This window comes from Tenacibaculum amylolyticum, from assembly GCF_964511145.1.
GTDB classification, from domain to species: domain Bacteria; phylum Bacteroidota; class Bacteroidia; order Flavobacteriales; family Flavobacteriaceae; genus Polaribacter; species Polaribacter amylolyticum.
Genome location: NZ_CAZEFZ010000016.1, coordinates 85,235 through 103,973, shown reverse-complemented (window position 1 = coordinate 103,973; position 18,739 = coordinate 85,235). Strand labels below are relative to the sequence as shown.

The following is an 18,739-nucleotide window of genomic DNA, read 5'->3' as shown; positions in this document are numbered from 1 at the left end:
ACCAAAGCCGCCTCCGAAACCACCACCGCCAGAGCTACCTCCACCGAAGCCGCCACCAAAAAAGCCTCCGCCTCCATAGTTTCCTCTTCCCGCGTTGCTCAAAATAATGGTTTCTAGAATATCTCTGGAATCTGATCGATAACGTCTTCCTCCATTACCTCTTCCTCCTCTGGAAATTAATATGAAGAAAATAACAATGATTATGATAAAAATAAACACTCCGAATTCTCCTCCTTTTTTCCCTCGCTTTCGTTTTCCTTTATACTCACCCTGCATTACCTTAAAAATGGCTTCTGCTCCGCTGTTCAAGCCTGCATAAAAATCACCCTTTTTAAAGTAAGGAAGAATATCGTATTCTATTATTTGACGTGATGTGTAATCTGTTAATAAATGTTCCGTTCCGTAACCTGTTCTAATAGTAATTTTACGGTCGTTTTTGGCTAGTAACATAAAAACACCATTGTCTTTATCTCCTTCACCAATTCCCCATTTATGCGCCCAATTTGTAGCTAAATACCCTATTTCTTCCCCTTTTGTACTTGCTATAATTGCAACAACAATTTGAGTAGAAGTAGTATCAGAATATCTTACTAGTTTATTTTCTAGAGAAGTTTTTTCACTAGGGCTTAATAAACCTATATAATCGTAAACACTTGTTTGAGATTTGGGAACTTTAGGTATTTCGAATTGTGCAAATGTTTGTTGTATTGCACTAAATACGAATAGTAAAAGTAAAAATATATGCTGTATTCTCTTTTTCATTTAACCTTTAGATACTTCGTTTGGTAACTCATCTACATCATCACTTTGCCATGGAAAATGTACTTTTAATTCTTCACCTGCTTTTAAAATTCCTTGTACAATACCTTCTTTAAACTGTCCTTGTTTAAAATAGTCTTGCATGGTATTTTTAGTACTCTCCCAAAAATTTTCAGGAACAACATCATCAACGCCTTTATCACCATAAATCACAAACTTATGATCGTCTACAGCAACATAAATCAATACACCATTCCGTTGTTGTGTATTAAACATTTTAAGCATTTGAAATACTTCTAGCGCTCTGTTATAATGAGAAATAGTTGTACTACGTTCTAAATGCACTCGTATTTCACCAGAAGTATTTCGTTCTGCTTGTACTATTGCTTGAACAATTTCTTGTTCTTCTGCCTGTGTAAGAAAATCTTCTACGTTAGACATTTATTAGAATTTGAAATCTACATCTGGAGCTTTCTCCGATCCTGGATCTGCTTTATATCTTGGCATTGCTTTTAATCCGAAAAGACTTGCTAAAATACTTCCTGGGAATTTGTCAATTTTAGTATCGTACTTATTTACTTCGTCGTTATAACGATCTCTAGCAACATTAATTCTATTTTCAGTTCCTTCTAATTGACTTTGTAATTCTAAGAAGTTTCTATTTGCCTTTAAATCAGGGTATCTTTCTACAGAAACTAATAATTTAGATAATGCTCCTGTTAAACCTGACTGCGCTTGTTGAAATTGCGCTATTTTATCTGGTGTAATATCTCCTGTATTAATATTTACTGAAGTTGCTTTTGCTCTTGCATTAATTACATCTGTTAGTGTGCTTTTTTCAAAATCAGCAGCACCTTGTACCGTTTTTACTAAGTTTCCAATTAAATCATTTCTTCTTTGGTACGAACTTTCTACTTTAGACCAAGCAGTTTCTGCATTATTTCGTAATGTTACCATTCCATTATATTGCATTACTCCTAATAAAACTAATGCTCCAATTAGCACAAAAGTGATTCTATTTTTTTTCATGTTTTTGCTTTTTTGTTATTCCAGTTGATTTTTGATTTTAATTAATGCGGCTTTCACAGCTTCTAATCTACTAATAATTTCCTGATTTTCGACAACCTTCGTAGGGTTTTGCTTTAGTTTCTGTTTAGCTCCTTCAAGCGTAAATCCACGTTCTTTCACTAAATTGTAGATTAATTTAAAGTTTTCTATGTCTTCGTTTGTAAATAAGCGATTTCCTTTCGCGTTTTTTTTAGGTTTGATAATATCAAATTCACCCTCCCAAAAACGGATGAGAGAGGTATTAACATTAAAAGCTTTAGCCACTTCCCCTATTCGGTAATATCTTTTTTCGGGTAAATCAATATGCATCAACGATTTTTATTTGCAAGTTACAAATTAATCGAAAGATTGTCGTTCCTCTTGAGAAGCTTTTTGCATGGCAATAAATTGTTCTGGAGTAAGATCGCCATAATAGTAATAAATTGGGTTTACTGGTCTTCCATTTTTATGTACCTCATAATGTAAGTGAGGTGCAGCAGAACGTCCCGTGTTTCCTACGTATCCTATTAAATCTCCTCGTTTTACTTTTTGCCCTTTTTTAACTGCAATTTTACTCATATGTGCATATACCGTTTTGTATCCAAAACCATGTTGTATATATACTACTTTACCAAAAGTTGCGCTTCTATTTGCTCGTACTACTTTTCCATTTCCAGATGCATAAATAGGCGTTCCAGTTGGTGCTGTAAAATCCATACCATTATGCATTTTACGATATTTTAAAATTGGGTGCATACGCATTCCAAAACCAGAAGCCATTCGTGTTTCATCTTCATTTTTAATAGGCTTAATAGCAGGAAGAGAAGCCAACATTATTTCTTTCTCTTTTGCTAAAGCAACAATTTCATCTAGTGATTTTGATTGTACTACAATTTGTTTAGATAATACATCTAACTCCTTTGTAACATCTTTAATCATATCAGAATTATCAAAACCTTCTAAGTTTTTATATCTATTTACTCCTCCAAACCCAGCTTTTCTTTGCTCATCTGGAATTGGATTTGCTTCAAAATATGTTCTATAAATATAATTATCTCGTTCTTGTAAGCCTGTTAACACCTCAGAAGTTTCTTGCATTCTCTTGCTTAAAAGCTCGTAATGTAGCTTTAAGTTTTCAAGTTCTCTTTTTTGAGCTTTCTCTGTTGGAGATTCTAAAAACGGTGTTAATATGAAAAATCCTAAAACCATAAATAAAACAGCAGCAGTTAAAAAGATCATGCTGTTTTTAAACTTATCTCGCTTTCTTACCGCTATTTGCTGATAAGAAAGTGTCTCAGGATCATAATAATATTTTACTTTTGCCATACGACCAAATGTAGTATTTTTGTGTCCTTTACAAGGAAAACACACTTTAGTTAGACGTGCAAATTTATAAAATGTTTCAATATATGTGTTTTCTTTCTTACTAATTAGAAATTTTTTAACTAAAAAACAATGAAATCCCAAGAGATAAGAACTAAGTTTTTAGAATTTTTCAGGTCTAAACAACATGAAATTGTTCCTTCTGCACCAATGGTACTAAAAAATGATCCTACCTTAATGTTTACAAATTCTGGTATGGCACCATTTAAAGAATATTTCTTGGGAAATAGTGCCCCAAAAAATGCTCGTATTTCAGACTCTCAAAAATGTTTACGTGTTTCTGGTAAACACAACGATTTAGAGGAAGTTGGTTATGATACTTATCATCATACAATGTTTGAGATGTTAGGGAACTGGAGTTTTGGCGATTACTTTAAAAAAGAAGCTATTGCTTGGGCTTGGGAATTATTAACGGAAGTATATAAAATTCCTAAAGACATATTATATGTTACCGTTTTTGAAGGTGATAAGGAAGATGGCACAAAAATGGATCAGGAAGCTTATGATATTTGGAAACAATATATTTCTGAAGATCGTATTTTAATGGGTAATAAAAAGGATAACTTCTGGGAAATGGGAGATCAAGGACCTTGTGGACCGTGTTCTGAAATTCATGTTGATATCCGTTCCGATGAAGAAAAACTTACTGTAGATGGAAAATCTTTAGTAAATGAGGATCATCCGCAAGTAGTAGAAATATGGAATCTTGTATTCATGCAATACAACCGTAAAGCAGATAAATCTTTAGAGGAATTACCAGCAAAGCATATTGATACAGGAATGGGGTTTGAGCGTTTGTGTATGGTATTACAAGGAGTTCAATCTAATTACGACACAGATGTATTTACACCATTAATTAGAGAAATTGAAACTATTACTGGTGTTGCTTATGGTAAAGATGAAAAAATAGATGTTGCGATTCGTGTTATTGCTGACCATGTAAGAGCTGTTTCTTTTGCAATTGCAGACGGACAATTACCTAGTAACAATGGTGCTGGATATGTAATTAGAAGGATTTTACGTAGAGCAGTTCGTTATGGATTTACTTTCTTAAATCAAAAGGAACCATTTATCTATAAATTAGCAGAAACCTTAGCACACCAAATGGGTGCTGCTTTTCCTGAGATAAAAAAACAAGACGCTTTAGTACATAATGTAATTAAAGAAGAAGAACAATCTTTCTTACGTACCTTAGATCAAGGATTGTTGTTATTAGATAGAGTTATTGAAGAAACTGAAGGTACAATTGTTTCTGGAAAAAAAGCTTTTGAATTATACGACACTTACGGTTTCCCTTTAGATTTAACGCAGTTAATAGCTAGAGAAAAAGGTTACGATGTAAATGAAGAGGAATTCAATGCAGGAATGAAAGCTCAAAAAGATCGTTCTCGTGCAGCTTCTGCAAGTGAAACTGGAGATTGGATTGTATTATTAGAAGATGAAACGGAAGAATTTGTAGGTTATGATACTTTACAAGTTGATGTTAAGTTAACCCGATATAGAAAAGTGTCTACTAAAAAAGACGGAGATCAATATCAGTTGGTTTTTAACATGACTCCTTTCTATCCAGAAGGTGGTGGACAAGTAGGTGATAAAGGATATTTAGAAGCTCCAAACGGAGATATTATTTATATAACAGATACTAAAAAAGAGAATAATGTTATCATTCATTTTGCTAAGAATTTACCAAAGCATTTGAACGAAACATTTAAAGCTGTTGTAAATGATGATTTCAGAAAATTATCTGCAAGTAATCACTCTGCAACACACTTATTACATCAAGCATTACGTACTATTTTAGGTCCGCATGTAGAGCAAAAAGGATCTTTAGTAAATCCTGATTATTTACGTTTCGATTTTTCTCATTTTTCTAAAGTAGATAAAGATCAGTTAAACGAAATTGAGGAATTTGTAAATGCTCGTATTCGTGAGAATTTACCTTTAGAAGAAAAACGTAATATTCCAATGCAACAAGCTATTGATGAGGGCGCAATTGCTTTATTTGGAGAAAAATATGGAGATAACGTACGCGCAATTCGTTTTGGACAATCGATGGAATTATGTGGAGGAACGCATGTGAAGCAAACAGGTGATATTTGGTATTTTAAAATAAAATCTGAAGGTGCAGTTGCAGCAGGAATTCGTCGTATTGAAGCTATTACCAATATTGCTGTTGGAGAATATTTTGAAAACGTAGAACGTAATTTTTCTGAAGTAAAAGCATTACTAAAGAATCCTAAAGATGTTACTAAAACAGTACATTCTTTACAAGAAGAAAACACTACTTTAAAAAAGCAAATAGAACAATTATTAAAAGATAAGGCTAAGAATATGAAAGGTGATTTGAAAAATCAAATTACTGAAGTAAATGGTGTAAATTTCTTAGCTACACAAGTAGATTTAGATCCTGCTAGCATTAGAAACTTATTGTTTGAATTAGGCGGAGAAATTGATAATTTATTTGTGTTATTTGCTACTGCTCCATCTAAGGAAAAAGCTTTATTAACTTGCTTTATTTCTAAAGATTTGGCAAACGAAAAAGGTTACGACGCTGGTAAAGTAGTTCGTGAATTAGGAAAATACATCCACGGAGGTGGTGGTGGACAAAATTTCTTTGCAACCGCTGGTGGTAAAAACCCTGGAGGAATTCCTAAAGTTTTAGAGAAAGCAAAAGAATATATTGTTTAAAAACTTCAAGAGTAAAATATTTAGCTACTTTATTCCTTTTAAATAGTTTTAAAAGGAATAAAGTTAGCTTTTATAATGTAATACACATATTAAAATCCCCAATCATATAATTCCCCATCTTATAATAAATATCCCCAACATTCGTTAGTTAACAAATCAACAAACTTAAGTTTAGCTTAGTACCATATCACATACTATAATTCACGAAGCAAAAATCCCTAAATCAACAGCTTATACATGAACAAAACTTGTTATGTAAAACTTACCCTTATTTTTCTTTTATACACTTCATCCACATTACTAGCTCAAGAGACTGAATTTAAACCTCCAGTAACAAAAACCTGGATTAACACTTATGGTAATATTAGGCTCTCTAATCGTTTTTACTGGATTGCACAAACTCATTTTCGATTTCAAGAAACCGAAAAAACTCCTTATGTAGGACAATTAGCACAAGTGTATAACCGACATGCTATAGGATATATTTACTCTAAAAACTTTAATGTTAGTGCAGGAGGTGTTTTAAGACTTAATTTTAATACAGATGAAACCTCTACTGATAAAAATTTAGTTCCAGAATGGAGAATATGGCATCAATATATGTTTGCTGCTCCTGTTTCTTCATTACTTTTTTATCACCGCCTTCGTATTGAACATCGGTGGACAAAAGGTTTTAAAGAAGATAGCGAGTATATTTTTAGGAATAGATGGCGCTATATGTTTAAAGTAAAAATCCCTCTAAATTCTGATAAGTTTAAACCAAAAACATTTTATGCTTCTCCTGAAGCTGAATTGATTTTACAAAGTGGAAAAGCCGTAACTGGTAGTTTAATGGAAGATTTAAGATTACACATGTCCTTAGGTTATATTGTGAGTCCTAGAATTACATTGGCTACAGGTATTATGTATTCTCACGGACAAACCCTTAAAGATGCAACTGTTTTTAAACAAAGTTGGACTGCAAGACTCCATTTATACTTCTCTTTAGATTCTAGAAATATTAAAAATAAAATCCCTGCCATCCATATGGATGACTAATATAGCACAACTATGAAAATATCAAGAACTTTAATTTTTATATTTAGCTTACTATGTATTTCGCTAATTGCTAATACAATTCATAGTAAAATAAAACTTAACAATCTTCAAGAGGAGATTACAACATTAGAAACAGATTGTGTTTTACTAAAAGAAAAAGTAAATCAGGAATACAATTTAACTCCTATAGATTCTCTATTAATTAAAGGTGAATATGAGTCTGCCTTAAATGCTTATGAGGAAAAATTCTTAGATACTGTAATAAATGAAGACAAAGACTTCGTAAAGTTTCGTATTCAAATAGCGAAACAGTTTATGACTTTAGAAAAGAAATCTAATGAAACAAAGAAACAAGACGACAAAGTAGCCTCTAACAAAGAACCATCTTATAAGCCTCATAACTATTCCAAAACGTCTAAAAGTTATGATTCTTTATATAACATTTTAAAAAGTACTAAAAAACATTTATCATCAATTAAAAACCAACTTGCTAACAAATCTTCCTTTAAGTATTTAAAATTTAAAAGTTCTAAAAAACACATACTTCATTATGTAGGTAGAATTCTTAAAGGAAAGGCTAACGGTTATGGTATTGCTGTTTTTGATACAGGTGGTAGATATGAAGGTGAATGGAAAAATAACAAAAGAGAAGGAAAAGGTGTTTTTTATTGGGCTGACGGTGAGCATTACGAAGGTAATTACAAAAATGATTTAAGAAACGGAACAGGTACTTATTTTTGGACTGATGGGAAAAAATACACTGGAGGTTGGAAAAAAGACAAACGCCATGGAGAAGGCACGTTTTACGATAAAAAAGGAAAAGTACTTGCTAAAGGTATTTGGAAAAAAGACAAGTTAATTGAAGAACAGAAATAATTTAGTTTATTTTCTCAAACTTCTTATTGGTTGATTTTATATTAAATTAGTGTATTTAAAATTCTAAATGTGATTTTACAAACTCAAATACCTCTAAAAAAACAACCGCATTATCAAATAGATTATGATTCTAAATTATTTTTAGTTGGTTCTTGTTTTTCAGAAAATATTGGTCAGAAGCTTTCTTATTATAAATTCCAAACACAACAGAACCCATTAGGTATATTATTTCACCCAAAAGCTATTGAAAACCTAATCGAAAAAGCTATAAATGAAACTACGTTTAATGAAACCTCCATTTTCGAATTAAACGAGCGTTGGCATTCTTTTGAAGCACATTCTACTATAAGTACAGCAAACAAAATTCTATTATTAGAAAATTTAAACAACGCTATACAGCTTACCACACAACAAATAACCAATGCAACACATATTATTATTACGCTAGGTACAGCTTGGGTGTACAGACATATTGCTTCTGATACTATTGTTGCTAATTGCCATAAAGTTCCTCAAAAGCAATTTTTAAAAGAGCTATTAAGTGTTGATGAAATTGCTGAGTGTTTAGATAGTATTTGCTCATTAATTAAAGCTGTAAACCCAAAAGCTTCCATTTTATTTACGGTATCTCCTGTACGTCATATTAAGGATGGTTTTGTAGAAAACCAACGAAGTAAATCGCATTTATTAGCTGGAATACACCAAATTATTGAGCCTAGAAAACAGCGTTTTTATTTTCCTTCGTATGAAATTATGATGGATGAATTACGGGATTATCGTTTTTATAAAGAAGATATGATCCATCCTAATACTATTGCTATTCAATATATATGGGAAAAATTTCAAGAAACTTGGTTCAGTAACAGTGCATACAACACCTTAAAAGAGGTTGAAGAAATTCAAAGAGGTTTAGCTCATAAACCTTTTAATCCGAGTTCTGAAGCGCATCAAAAATTTTTAAATAAACTTATAGACAAAAAAGAAAAACTAGAAAACAAATTTCCTTTCATAAAATTTTAAAGGCTTTTTACTTCTTTGTTTTACAACAACATAATTGATCTATTTTTTATATTTATAGAAATAAATTAAAACCTTCTATTATGTTAAAACAAGTATTAAACTTAGGAAATGTAAAAACACTAAGTAAAGATGAACAAAAAAGAGTTAATGGTGGATTCTTTGGAGATCAATGCGACACAATATGTCGCCAACATGGTGATTGTTGTATTTATGTATCACAATCTCCTTTAGGTTCTTTTGAACAACTTGGAGAGTGTTTAGGATTGAATTGTATTCCTTTCTAAAAAAACGCATAAAAAAAAAGGAATGTTCATTAACAAACATTCCTTTTCAATCAATATAAGTTTCTTGTTTTTCGTATTATAAATACTGATCTACATCTCCCCAAGGACCTCCATTAATAATGTCTACACCATGAGATTGTAAAAAATCTGCAGCTTGTCCACTTCTAGCGCCACTTCTACATACTGCAATTACAGGTTTGTCCCAAGATTTAATTTCTTCTACATTTTCTGGGATTGTATTTAATACGATATGTTTAGCTACTTCACTATGTCCTTCATTCCATTCTGCAACAGTTCTTACATCTAGTACAATTGCTCCTTTCGCTAAATATTCTTGAATTTCGTTTGCCATATTTTTCTTTCTAAATAATTTTAAAATGTTCATATTTATAATACTTCTTCTTCCGATAGCAATGATACGCCATTTTCTATTAAACTTGCGTACTCCTCATTACTTTTTAAATTGTCTAAGTGCTTTTTAATCTCTTCTTGAACAGTGTAGTCTTTTTCTACAGCTAACTCAAAAAGTTCTAAAACCAATAACCAATCGTTAGGAAAATCGTTTTTTAGAATTCCTAAAGTGTTAGAAATCATTTCTTCTGTAACTGTATTGGTTTCTCTAGCTTTTCTAAGTTCGGTATATAAACCGTATAAGCGTTTATCTTCTGAAGAATAGTTTATTTTGTGTGTTTTCGTTTCAGATACTTTTCCAATATCTTCAAAAGAACTTACATCTGCAGGTCCTGCATAAGCAGAAATAACATCTACTCCAACTGCCATATCATAAATTCCCCAATCTGGATGAAAAAGAACTGTATCGAAATGTGTTACGGTACAATTCTTAAATGATATTAATAGTATTCTACCCCGTAAATCTCTTGTACCAGTAATTACTTCTCCCTCTACTTTTACACCACCTTCAAACTCTAAAGAAACTATTTTACCTTCGTAAATACCATAAGCTTCTAAATCTCTAGGACTCATATTTTCAATAGGAATATTTATTCCTTTTAATTTTCCTATTGGACTTCCAAATCCTTCTTTATGATAATGTGTTCCGTGACCAATTAACTCCTTATCTCTATTAGCTAAAGCGGTTCCACCTGTAGTTTGAATATAAATAGGTTTATTATTCTGATCTGTAATTACATTTGTAAAAACTCCCGAAATTTGAATTCCTGTACTTAATTCAATCGTTCCTAAGTTTTTCGAATCTATTAATTTGTTAATACCACTTAAGCCTCCTTTACGAATTCCCATCGTATTTGCATATTGTTCTAATACCAAACTTAAGTGTGCAAAATCTGGAGTAACAAATAATTGTGGTTGTGGTTTGGTTATGTCAAATGATACATTAGATGCTTCTAAAGTATATGGTAATTTTTGTACACTATCTTGCATACACCATTTACTCTCTCCAATAGAAGATAATAAACCTGCTCCGTAGATTTTCGGATTTTCCAGTGTTCCAATTAAACCATATTCTACGGTCCACCAGTGCAAGTTTCTAATCTGAGCCATTTCAGAAAGTGCACCCATATTATTTTGTAACCACTCAACTTTTTCCTGTGCTTCTTGGATTTCTTTTGTGGTAGAATTTGGATTTTCTTTTAAAATAGATAACAAACGAATTGCTTCGTACATTTCATAATCTCTAGCAGAAGAGATTGCTTTTGCTCCTATCTCTCCAAATCTTCGTAAATATTCTGCATATTCAGGATTTGCTATAATAGGTGCATGTCCAGCAGCTTCATGAATAATATCTGGAGCTGGTGTATATTTAATATGATCTATTGTACGCATATCTGAAGCAATTACCAATACATTATATGCTTGGAACTCCATGAATGCATTTGGGGGAATAAAACCGTCTACAGAAACTGCAGCCCAGCCGATTTCTTTTAAAATTCTGTTCATTCCTTCCATTCTTGGAATGGTATCTACAGAAATTCCTGTTTTATCTAAACCTTCTAAATACGATTCGTGCGCAACCTTTCCTAGGTAATCTACATTCATTCGCATTACATAACGCCAAACAGCTTGGTTTTGCGCTGTGTATTCATCATAAGGTTGTTTTACCACAAATTTGTGTAAATGGGTGGGTAATTTCTTAGTAACTTCATTAAGCTCGAAGTGAGTTTCCATATGCTGAAATCTTAAAAAATTAGGAACTATAAAAATACTCATTTCATTATTAATAGCCTTATAAATCTGATAATATTCGTATATTAAACTCAAAATCATACCATTAAACAAATGAGAGGAAGACGCCTTAGAATACGGTTATTTATTGGACTTATGATTGTAGGCTTTGCTTACCTAAGAAAATGTAGTCAACGGAAGGAAAACCCATACACGGGTAAAGTGCAAACGATAAGTTTAACACCAGAGCAAGAAATTGCTATTGGCATACAACAAGCTCCTTCTATGGCACATCAACACGGTGGTTTGTACCCCAACAATCAATACCAAACTTACGTAGATAAAATAGGGCAACGACTCGTAGATAATTCAATTGCTAAAAGATCTGCTTATAAATATGAGTTTCATTTATTAAAAGATGATAAAACTATCAATGCTTTTGCCTTACCAGGAGGTCAGATTTTTATTACCTATGCTTTATTTGCTCGATTAACTGATAATTCTGGCAGATTAAATGAAGACATGGTAGCTGGTGTATTAGGACATGAAATTGGACATGTTTTAGGAAAACATTCTAACGAACGTATTAGTGAAGCTAATTTTTGGAAGTTGATTACAATGGGTGCTTCTGTAGGAGCAGATTTAGGTGGATTGGCTAATAGTATTGGGCAACAAACATTACTAAAAAATGGACGTGGTGATGAATTAGAAAGTGATGAATTAGGCGTTAAACTTATGATTGATGCTGGTTACGATCCTCGTTATTTAATTAATGTTATGGAAATTTTAAAAGCAGCTGCTGGCCCCAGAAGAGTTCCTGAGTTTCAAAGTACACATCCTGATCCTGAAAATAGAATTCAAAAAATTAAACAAGCTATTCAAAAATACAAACAGTAAATAAATCTTAAAATAAAAAGGGTGAAACATCAACGTTTCACCCTTATAGTTTTTCATAACATAACTAAATTATGCTCCTTTTAATTTTTGAATAGCTTCTTTCTTCTTCTCAATCTCTCTCTCCATTTTATTCAATTTCTTTTCTATTTTTCTAATAATAGATTTTCTTCTTTGTAAACCTACTTTAGATAATTTTCCGGCTGCAACTGCTGTTGCTACTTTTTGCTTCTTATTATTTAAATCTTCTCTTACACTAGCTGCCATTTCTTGTGTCATGCTAATTTCAACTTCATAATCCTTTATTTTCTGCTTATTCTTTTCAGATAACTTTTCTCCTCCTTCAATTGCTTTTTCCTCTTGTTTTAGTTCGCTATCTAATTTTGCTAAAGCTAGGTTCTTTTCACGTAACTCTTTTTGCTGCTTTAAGTAAGCAGCTTCACTTTCCTTAATTTCCTTAGCTAATTTTTCTCTAGCAGCTTTTAATTTTAGAGCTCTTTCATTTATTTCTTGAGCTTTTTCTTCATCGACTACACTCTGTGTTCCTCCAGAAGCCACCACAGTTTTTTCTACTTTAATATGTAACCCTTTCTTAAAAGTGTTTAACTCTTTCTTTTGTTCTGCTATTTTAGTATTTAATCTATCTAATCGTGTTTCTACACTTCTAATAATTTTACTCTTTCTTTCTAACTCTTTTGGAGTAAGCCTATTTTTCGCTTTATCTTTTTCCAGTCGCGCTTTAATTCTTTCTAATCCTTTTACACCACTCATCAACATTTCTTCGTTTGCACGAATCTCTTCTTCTTGTACTTTAATCTTTTTTTTATCTTCTCTAGATACTTCTTGAGCATTGATTTGTTGAACTCCTGTTATAAAAAGAGTTAGGGCAGGGATAATAATTTTTAAAAATTTCATACTTCTATTTACAATTTACTTAGTATAACATAAGTGTAGACACGCACTTCTCTTTAAGGTCACACTTATTTTTTGAGGGCCGCAAAAGTACTAATAAAAAATCAAATTAGAACTATTATACTAACTCCTTTATTTATCATTTGTAACAATTCTAAATTTCTAACTACTAATAGATAAACTTTAAATTATTTGCTATGGGATTTGGAGGAGCAGTTTATGCTATGGTTACAACTTTAAAAAACAATAAAAGAGATCGTAAGAGTGCTTTTAAAAAAATGAAACAATATGAGTCTAGTTCTTATAAGACAGACCGACTTGTTTTCTCTAAAAAAGCGACACCTGATCAACTCAAAAAAATTAGAACAGAAATACGAAACGAAAACAGAAAAAGACTTGTTTTTAAAACAGTATCAATTGTTACATTATGTATTATCATTGTAGTATTTCTTTCACGTATTAAATTTTCTTATTAACTATAATTACTCGCAATCGGTTTCGTTAAATTTTAATAAAAGGTTCTAAATCTTTACTACTTTTACTGTTCAAACGAAACCTGATGAACAAGAAAGTTATTTTAATGATTTTGGATGGTTGGGGAATTTCTCCAAATCCAAATATTTCTGCAGTAGATAAAGCAAATACACCTTTTATAGATTCTTTATATAAAAACTTCCCGCATTCTGAGTTAAGAACTGATGGTCAATATGTTGGTTTACCTGAAGGACAAATGGGAAATTCTGAAGTAGGACACATCAATTTAGGTGCTGGAAGAATTGTATATCAAAATCTTGCTAAAATTAACAAGGCCATTACTGAAAATACACTTGCTAAAGAACAAGAGCTGGTTAAAGCTTTTCAACACGCTAAAGAAAATAATAAAGACATTCATTTGTTAGGATTAGTTTCAGATGGAGGAATTCATTCTCATAGTAATCATGTAAAAGGATTATTGAAAGCTGCCAATGAGTTTGGACTGTCAAATGTATTCTTACATGCATTTACAGATGGAAGAGATACTGATCCTAAATCTGGAAAAGGGTTTATTGGAGATATTCAAAATTACATGAACGAAACTACTGGAACTTTAGCTTCTGTTACAGGACGTTATTATGCAATGGATAGAGACAATCGTTGGGAACGTGTAGCGCTTGCTTATAATGCTTTAGTAAAAGGTGAAGGAGAGTTATCTACAGATGTTATAAGTAGCATTGAAAAGAGCTATGAAAATGATGTTACTGATGAATTTATAAAACCTATCATTATGGTTGATGATGCAAATCAACCTAAAGCACTAATTAAAGAAGATGATGTAGTAATATTCTTTAATTTTAGAACAGATAGAGGTCGCCAATTAACACAAGCATTGAGTCAACAAGATTTTCCTGAATACAACTTACACAAATTACCATTGTATTTTGTAACAATGACTAATTATGATGCTACTTTTAAAGGCATGCATGTTATTTATGATAATAAAAACATTGAAAATACTTTAGGAGAGGTTTTAGCCAATGCAGGAAAAAAACAAATTAGAATTGCTGAGACAGAGAAATATCCACATGTAACATTTTTCTTCTCTGGTGGTAGAGAAAAAGAGTTTGATGGAGAGAAGAGAATTTTATGTCCTTCTCCTAAAGTAGCTACATACGACTTACAGCCTGAAATGAGTGCTTACGATATTACAAACGCAATTGTTCCTGAACTTGAAAAAGGAGAGACAGATTTTGTTTGCTTAAACTTTGCTAATGGTGATATGGTTGGACATACTGGAGATTTTGATGCTGCAGTAAAAGCTTGTGAAACAGTAGATATTTGTACTAAAGAAATTATTACAACTGCTTTAGCAAATGATTACACTACTTTAGTAATTGCCGATCATGGAAATTGTGAAACAATGGTAAATCCAGATGGAAGTCCAAACACAGCACATACAACCAATCCTGTTCCGTTAATTTTAGTAGACAACGAATTAAAATCGATAAAAAATGGTATCTTGGGTGATATTGCACCAACTATTTTACAACTAATTGGTGTACCTCAACCAAAAGAAATGACACAACATTCATTAGTCTAAAATAACACCATGAAAAACGTATTTTTAATTCTATCAATTATATTAATCACAGCTTGTGCTGCGAACCCTAAACCAAAAACAACTGCTAAAGCAAAACCAGTAGCTGTAAAAGACGCTAGTGGAAATTTAGTAGGTGTAGCTACCAAAAAAGATTTACAACAAGAACCTTATGGTAGCGAATGGTTTAACGATTATTATGAGTATTACGAAACTGATAAAAATGCGATTAAAAAATTACAACCGCTTTTAAAAGATGTAACCATCAAAGCTTTTATGGGAACTTGGTGTGGCGATAGTAAAAGAGAGGTTCCTAACTTTTATAAAATTCTAGATGAGACTAATTTTAATCAAGATAACTTAGAATTAGTTACGGTTAACAGACAAAAAACAGCAAAAGGTTTAGAAAAAGGATTTGATGTGGTTCGTGTACCAACTTTTATCTTTTACAAAGACGGAAAAGAAATTGGAAGGTTTGTTGAGCATACCGTAAATGGCGCTACACTTGAACACGATTTATTACAAATTGTTTCTGAAAAAGGATACAAACACGCTTACGAGAAATAATTCAATAGTACTATAAAAAAATTGACCTGAAATGACATCTAATCATAATGTTATTTCAGGTTTTTGTTTATATTAATATTTCAACTCATAAAACTAGTTAATTACCTATGGCTTTAATTATAACAGATTCTACCATATGTTCTATTTGCAATCAAACACTTAAACATAAAGATAGTATTATCAGTTGGACTGCTTTTCTTCCTCAAAAACATCATTTATGGAAATTCTCTGATTCTGGAATGCATAAAAATTGTTTCGAAGAATGGGAATATAAAAGTGAATTTATTTATCTAAGCAAATATCAACCTCATCTTGATTTTGAATCTGAAGATATTAAAGAAATGATCAAAAAACATGGTTACCCTAATTGGTTAAAACAAATTAAAAAATTCAGACAGGACAATCCAAAATTTATTCCTTAATTTATTCTCAGTATTACAGTATATTTGCACTTTATTTCGTAGAAGATGATTATACAAAAAACCAGAGAAGAAATTGAATTAATGCGCGAAAGTGCTTTAGTGGTTTCAAAAACATTAGGAATGCTTGCTAAAGAAGTAAAACCAGGTGTTACAACATTATATCTTGATAAACTTGCTGAAGAGTTTATTAGAGAGCAAGGTGCTATTCCTGGTTTTTTAGGTCTTTACGATTTTCCAAACACCCTATGCATGAGCCCAAACTCGCAAGTAGTACACGGAATTCCTAATAATACGCCTTTAGTAGAAGGAGATATTATTTCTATTGATTGTGGTGCTATTAAAAATGAGTTTTACGGAGATCATGCGTATACTTTTCCTGTTGGAGAAATTGCTCCTGAAACACAAAGGTTATTAGATATTACGAAAGAAAGCTTATATGTTGGAATTCGTGAATTTAAAGTTGGAAATAGAGTTGGTGATGTAGGATATGCTATTCAACAATTCACTGAAAAAAACGGTTATGGTGTGGTTCGTGAATTAGTTGGACATGGATTAGGTAAAACAATGCATGAAGATCCAGAAATGCCAAACTATGGACGCAGAGGAAGAGGAAAGAAATTTGTAGAAGGAATGGTTGTTGCCATTGAACCTATGACTAATATGGGAACTCATAAAATTCGCCAACATAGAGATGGATGGACAATTACAACTTTAGACAACAAACCTTCTGCACACTTTGAACATGATGTTGCTATTGTAGATGGAAAACCAGAATTACTTTCTACCTTTCAATATATTTATGAAGCTTTAGGCATTGAAAGCGATGAAGAAAATGAGTTTAGACAACAACCTATAGTATTGTAATCATAGTGTCAGTTTTTAAAACCGTTTTAAACACAATTCCACGTCCAATACTTATCAAAGCAAGTTATTGGGTACGTCCATTTATTAGTTTATGGTTAAAAGGAGATCGATTTACAGATCCTATTGATGGTAAATCTTTTCGAAAAATGCTTCCTTATGGATATGAAGTACAAAGAGAAAATGTGTTATCTCCTTCAACATTGTCTTTAGAAAGACATCGTTTATTGTGGTTGTATTTAAAAAACGAAACTGATTTTTTCTCAACAACTGAGCAAAAAAAGCTATTGCATATTGCGCCAGAACAATGCTTTTTAAATAGATTTAGAAAACAGAAAAACTTAACGTACGTTACTTCTGATTTAGAATCTCCAATTGCAGATGTAAAAGCAGATATTTGTGATTTACCATTTGAAGATAGTTCTTACGACATTATATTTTGTAATCATGTACTAGAGCATATTCCAGATGATACCAAGGCAATGCAAGAGTTATTCCGTGTTTTAAAACCAGGAGGTTTTGGTATTTTTCAAATTCCACAAGATTTAAACAGAGCTGAAACTTTTGAAGATGATAGTATCACAGATCCAAAAGAAAGAACTAAAATTTTTGGTCAGTACGATCATGTTCGTGTATACGGTCGTGATTATTTTGACAAACTTCGTTCCATTGGTTTTGATGTTCAAGAAATAGATTACACAAAAAAAATCGCTCCAGAACAAGTAGAGCGATTTGCATTGGCAAAGGGTGAAATTTTGCCTGTATGTTATAAACATTAATTTCTAAATTCTTGTATTTGTCCTATTTCATCAGCAAATAATAAGATTACTTTTAAATCAGGGCGGTTTTTCACAAACTCCTTTGTTTCCTCTAATCCCATTGCTAAAAAAGCAGTTGCATAAGCATCTACATCTGCGCAATCTCCTTTCAATAAAACAGAAACACTTAATAAGTTACTTTCTTGTGCTAAACCGGTTTTTGGATTTACTGTATGTACTATCTTTTCTCCATTAGCATTTAATTTAAACTTTCTATAATTTCCAGAAGTTGCCATAGATTGATTATTCAATTCAATTGTTCTAGATTGACTTCTAGAACCATCTGTGTTTGGATCATCTATAGCCACTTTCCAAAATGTATCTCTTGGACTGTTTCCTCTTGCTCTAATTTCTCCTCCTATTTCAACTAAATAATCTTTAATCCCTTTCTCTTCTATAAAGCGGCCAATTACATCTACTCCTAAACCTTTTGCAAACGCATTAACATTATAAGCTATTACAGGATCTTTCTCTACCTTATTATCTATAATTTTTATCTTTTCTAATCCTTTCAAATTCATCAAAGAATCTACTTCTTCTTTAGACAAATTTTTCTTTTCCTCTCCAGAACCAAATCCATAGGCATCGATCAATTTTCCTATAGTAGGATCGAAATACCCATCTGTTTCTCTATAAATTCTGTTCGCTTTATCATATGCTTCTATAAAATAAGCATCTACTACAACTGTAGTATCATTTTCATTTACTTTAGAAATAATAGAATTAGGAATATAAGCTGACAACGAATTATTAAATGCTTCGAATAATTCATCAATTGGTTCTTGATAATTTACATTACTCTTGTAAATAATATTGTAGGTAGTTCCAAAAACCCTTCCCTGTAGTTTGGTATAACTCTTTTTTTCTTCTACTTTGCAGCCTAAAACACAAGTTGCAAGTACAGTTAGAACTAAAAAATATTGTATGCGCTTCATTTATTTTTAGATTAGTTTA

General features: G+C 31.8%; 21 protein-coding genes. 12 read left to right on the top strand and 9 right to left on the bottom strand.

Annotation, left to right across the window (positions count from 1 at the left end):
• The 5 genes from ACKTTC_RS06815 to ACKTTC_RS06795 all read right to left on the bottom strand — a co-directional run.
• Positions 1–762 (bottom strand): TPM domain-containing protein (locus ACKTTC_RS06815; protein ID WP_408039053.1); only part of this gene is annotated, 762 nt, incomplete at its 3' end.
• Positions 763–1,200, bottom strand: coding sequence for a TPM domain-containing protein (locus ACKTTC_RS06810; RefSeq protein ID WP_408039052.1), 438 nt, complete (start codon positions 1,198–1,200; stop codon positions 763–765).
• 3 nt (positions 1,201–1,203) lie between these two features.
• Positions 1,204–1,788 carry a LemA family protein gene (locus ACKTTC_RS06805; RefSeq protein ID WP_408039051.1) on the bottom strand — a complete coding sequence of 195 codons (585 nt, stop codon included), beginning with the start codon at positions 1,786–1,788 and terminating at the stop codon, positions 1,204–1,206.
• Between the two features lie 15 nt (positions 1,789–1,803).
• Positions 1,804–2,136 carry a MerR family transcriptional regulator gene (locus ACKTTC_RS06800; protein ID WP_408039050.1) on the bottom strand — a complete coding sequence of 111 codons (333 nt, stop codon included), beginning with the start codon at positions 2,134–2,136 and terminating at the stop codon, positions 1,804–1,806.
• A 27-nt stretch (positions 2,137–2,163) separates the two neighbouring features.
• A complete protein-coding gene (locus tag ACKTTC_RS06795) occupies positions 2,164–3,132 on the bottom strand; it encodes a M23 family metallopeptidase (RefSeq protein WP_408039049.1) in 969 nt (322 codons plus the stop codon).
• 129 nt (positions 3,133–3,261) lie between these two features.
• Between ACKTTC_RS06795 and alaS the strand changes: the two genes are divergently transcribed.
• The 5 genes from alaS (at position 3,262) to ACKTTC_RS06770 (ending at position 9,095) form a co-directional block, all read left to right on the top strand.
• Positions 3,262–5,877 (top strand): alanine--tRNA ligase, encoded by a 2,616-nt coding sequence (gene alaS, locus ACKTTC_RS06790; RefSeq protein ID WP_408039048.1) that lies wholly within the window; start codon positions 3,262–3,264, stop codon positions 5,875–5,877.
• A gap of 237 nt (positions 5,878–6,114) precedes the next feature.
• Positions 6,115–6,915 (top strand): DUF2490 domain-containing protein, encoded by an 801-nt coding sequence (locus tag ACKTTC_RS06785; protein ID WP_408039047.1) that lies wholly within the window; start codon positions 6,115–6,117, stop codon positions 6,913–6,915.
• Positions 6,916–6,927: 12 nt separating this feature from the next.
• On the top strand, positions 6,928–7,791 hold the full coding sequence (locus ACKTTC_RS06780) for an MORN repeat-containing protein (protein WP_408039046.1): 864 nt from the start codon (positions 6,928–6,930) through the stop codon (positions 7,789–7,791).
• 69 nt (positions 7,792–7,860) lie between these two features.
• The gene (locus ACKTTC_RS06775; protein ID WP_408039045.1) at positions 7,861–8,811 is read left to right on the top strand and encodes a GSCFA domain-containing protein; all 951 of its coding nucleotides are present in this window, start codon (positions 7,861–7,863) and stop codon (positions 8,809–8,811) included.
• 80 nt (positions 8,812–8,891) lie between these two features.
• Positions 8,892–9,095, top strand: a complete 204-nt coding sequence (locus ACKTTC_RS06770; RefSeq protein WP_408039044.1) for a hypothetical protein — start codon at positions 8,892–8,894, stop codon at positions 9,093–9,095.
• Between the two features lie 76 nt (positions 9,096–9,171).
• On the opposite strand, the gene ACKTTC_RS06765 is transcribed toward ACKTTC_RS06770, so the two are convergent.
• Positions 9,172–9,480: a rhodanese-like domain-containing protein gene (locus ACKTTC_RS06765; RefSeq protein WP_408039043.1), complete on the bottom strand. Its 309-nt coding sequence runs from the start codon at positions 9,478–9,480 to the stop codon at positions 9,172–9,174.
• Positions 9,481–9,482: 2 nt separating this feature from the next.
• Positions 9,483–11,240 (bottom strand): aromatic amino acid hydroxylase, encoded by a 1,758-nt coding sequence (locus ACKTTC_RS06760; RefSeq protein ID WP_408039042.1) that lies wholly within the window; start codon positions 11,238–11,240, stop codon positions 9,483–9,485.
• A 111-nt stretch (positions 11,241–11,351) separates the two neighbouring features.
• On the opposite strand from ACKTTC_RS06760, the gene ACKTTC_RS06755 reads away from it, so the two are divergent.
• Positions 11,352–12,134 (top strand): M48 family metalloprotease, encoded by a 783-nt coding sequence (locus ACKTTC_RS06755; RefSeq protein WP_408039041.1) that lies wholly within the window; start codon positions 11,352–11,354, stop codon positions 12,132–12,134.
• Between the two features lie 69 nt (positions 12,135–12,203).
• Here ACKTTC_RS06755 and ACKTTC_RS06750 read toward each other — a convergent pair whose 3' ends face one another.
• A complete protein-coding gene (locus ACKTTC_RS06750) occupies positions 12,204–13,046 on the bottom strand; it encodes a coiled-coil domain-containing protein (protein ID WP_408039040.1) in 843 nt (280 codons plus the stop codon).
• Positions 13,047–13,240: 194 nt separating this feature from the next.
• Here ACKTTC_RS06750 and ACKTTC_RS06745 point away from each other — a divergent pair, with 194 nt between their 5' ends.
• The 6 genes from ACKTTC_RS06745 (at position 13,241) to ACKTTC_RS06720 (ending at position 17,746) form a co-directional block, all read left to right on the top strand.
• Positions 13,241–13,519, top strand: coding sequence for a hypothetical protein (locus ACKTTC_RS06745; protein WP_408039039.1), 279 nt, complete (start codon positions 13,241–13,243; stop codon positions 13,517–13,519).
• 83 nt (positions 13,520–13,602) lie between these two features.
• Positions 13,603–15,120, top strand: coding sequence for a 2,3-bisphosphoglycerate-independent phosphoglycerate mutase (gene gpmI, locus ACKTTC_RS06740; protein ID WP_408039038.1), 1,518 nt, complete (start codon positions 13,603–13,605; stop codon positions 15,118–15,120).
• Between the two features lie 9 nt (positions 15,121–15,129).
• The gene (locus ACKTTC_RS06735) at positions 15,130–15,684 is read left to right on the top strand and encodes a thioredoxin family protein (RefSeq protein ID WP_408039037.1); all 555 of its coding nucleotides are present in this window, start codon (positions 15,130–15,132) and stop codon (positions 15,682–15,684) included.
• 107 nt (positions 15,685–15,791) lie between these two features.
• Positions 15,792–16,106, top strand: a complete 315-nt coding sequence (locus ACKTTC_RS06730; RefSeq protein WP_408039036.1) for a hypothetical protein — start codon at positions 15,792–15,794, stop codon at positions 16,104–16,106.
• Positions 16,107–16,151: 45 nt separating this feature from the next.
• Positions 16,152–16,970: a type I methionyl aminopeptidase gene (map, locus tag ACKTTC_RS06725; RefSeq protein WP_408039035.1), complete on the top strand. Its 819-nt coding sequence runs from the start codon at positions 16,152–16,154 to the stop codon at positions 16,968–16,970.
• A gap of 2 nt (positions 16,971–16,972) precedes the next feature.
• Positions 16,973–17,746: a class I SAM-dependent methyltransferase gene (locus ACKTTC_RS06720; RefSeq protein WP_408039055.1), complete on the top strand. Its 774-nt coding sequence runs from the start codon at positions 16,973–16,975 to the stop codon at positions 17,744–17,746.
• On the opposite strand, the gene ACKTTC_RS06715 is transcribed toward ACKTTC_RS06720, so the two are convergent.
• A complete protein-coding gene (locus ACKTTC_RS06715; protein ID WP_408039034.1) occupies positions 17,743–18,720 on the bottom strand; it encodes an FAD:protein FMN transferase in 978 nt (325 codons plus the stop codon). The genes ACKTTC_RS06720 and ACKTTC_RS06715 overlap by 4 nt on opposite strands.
• Between the last annotated feature and the right edge of the window lie 19 nt (positions 18,721–18,739).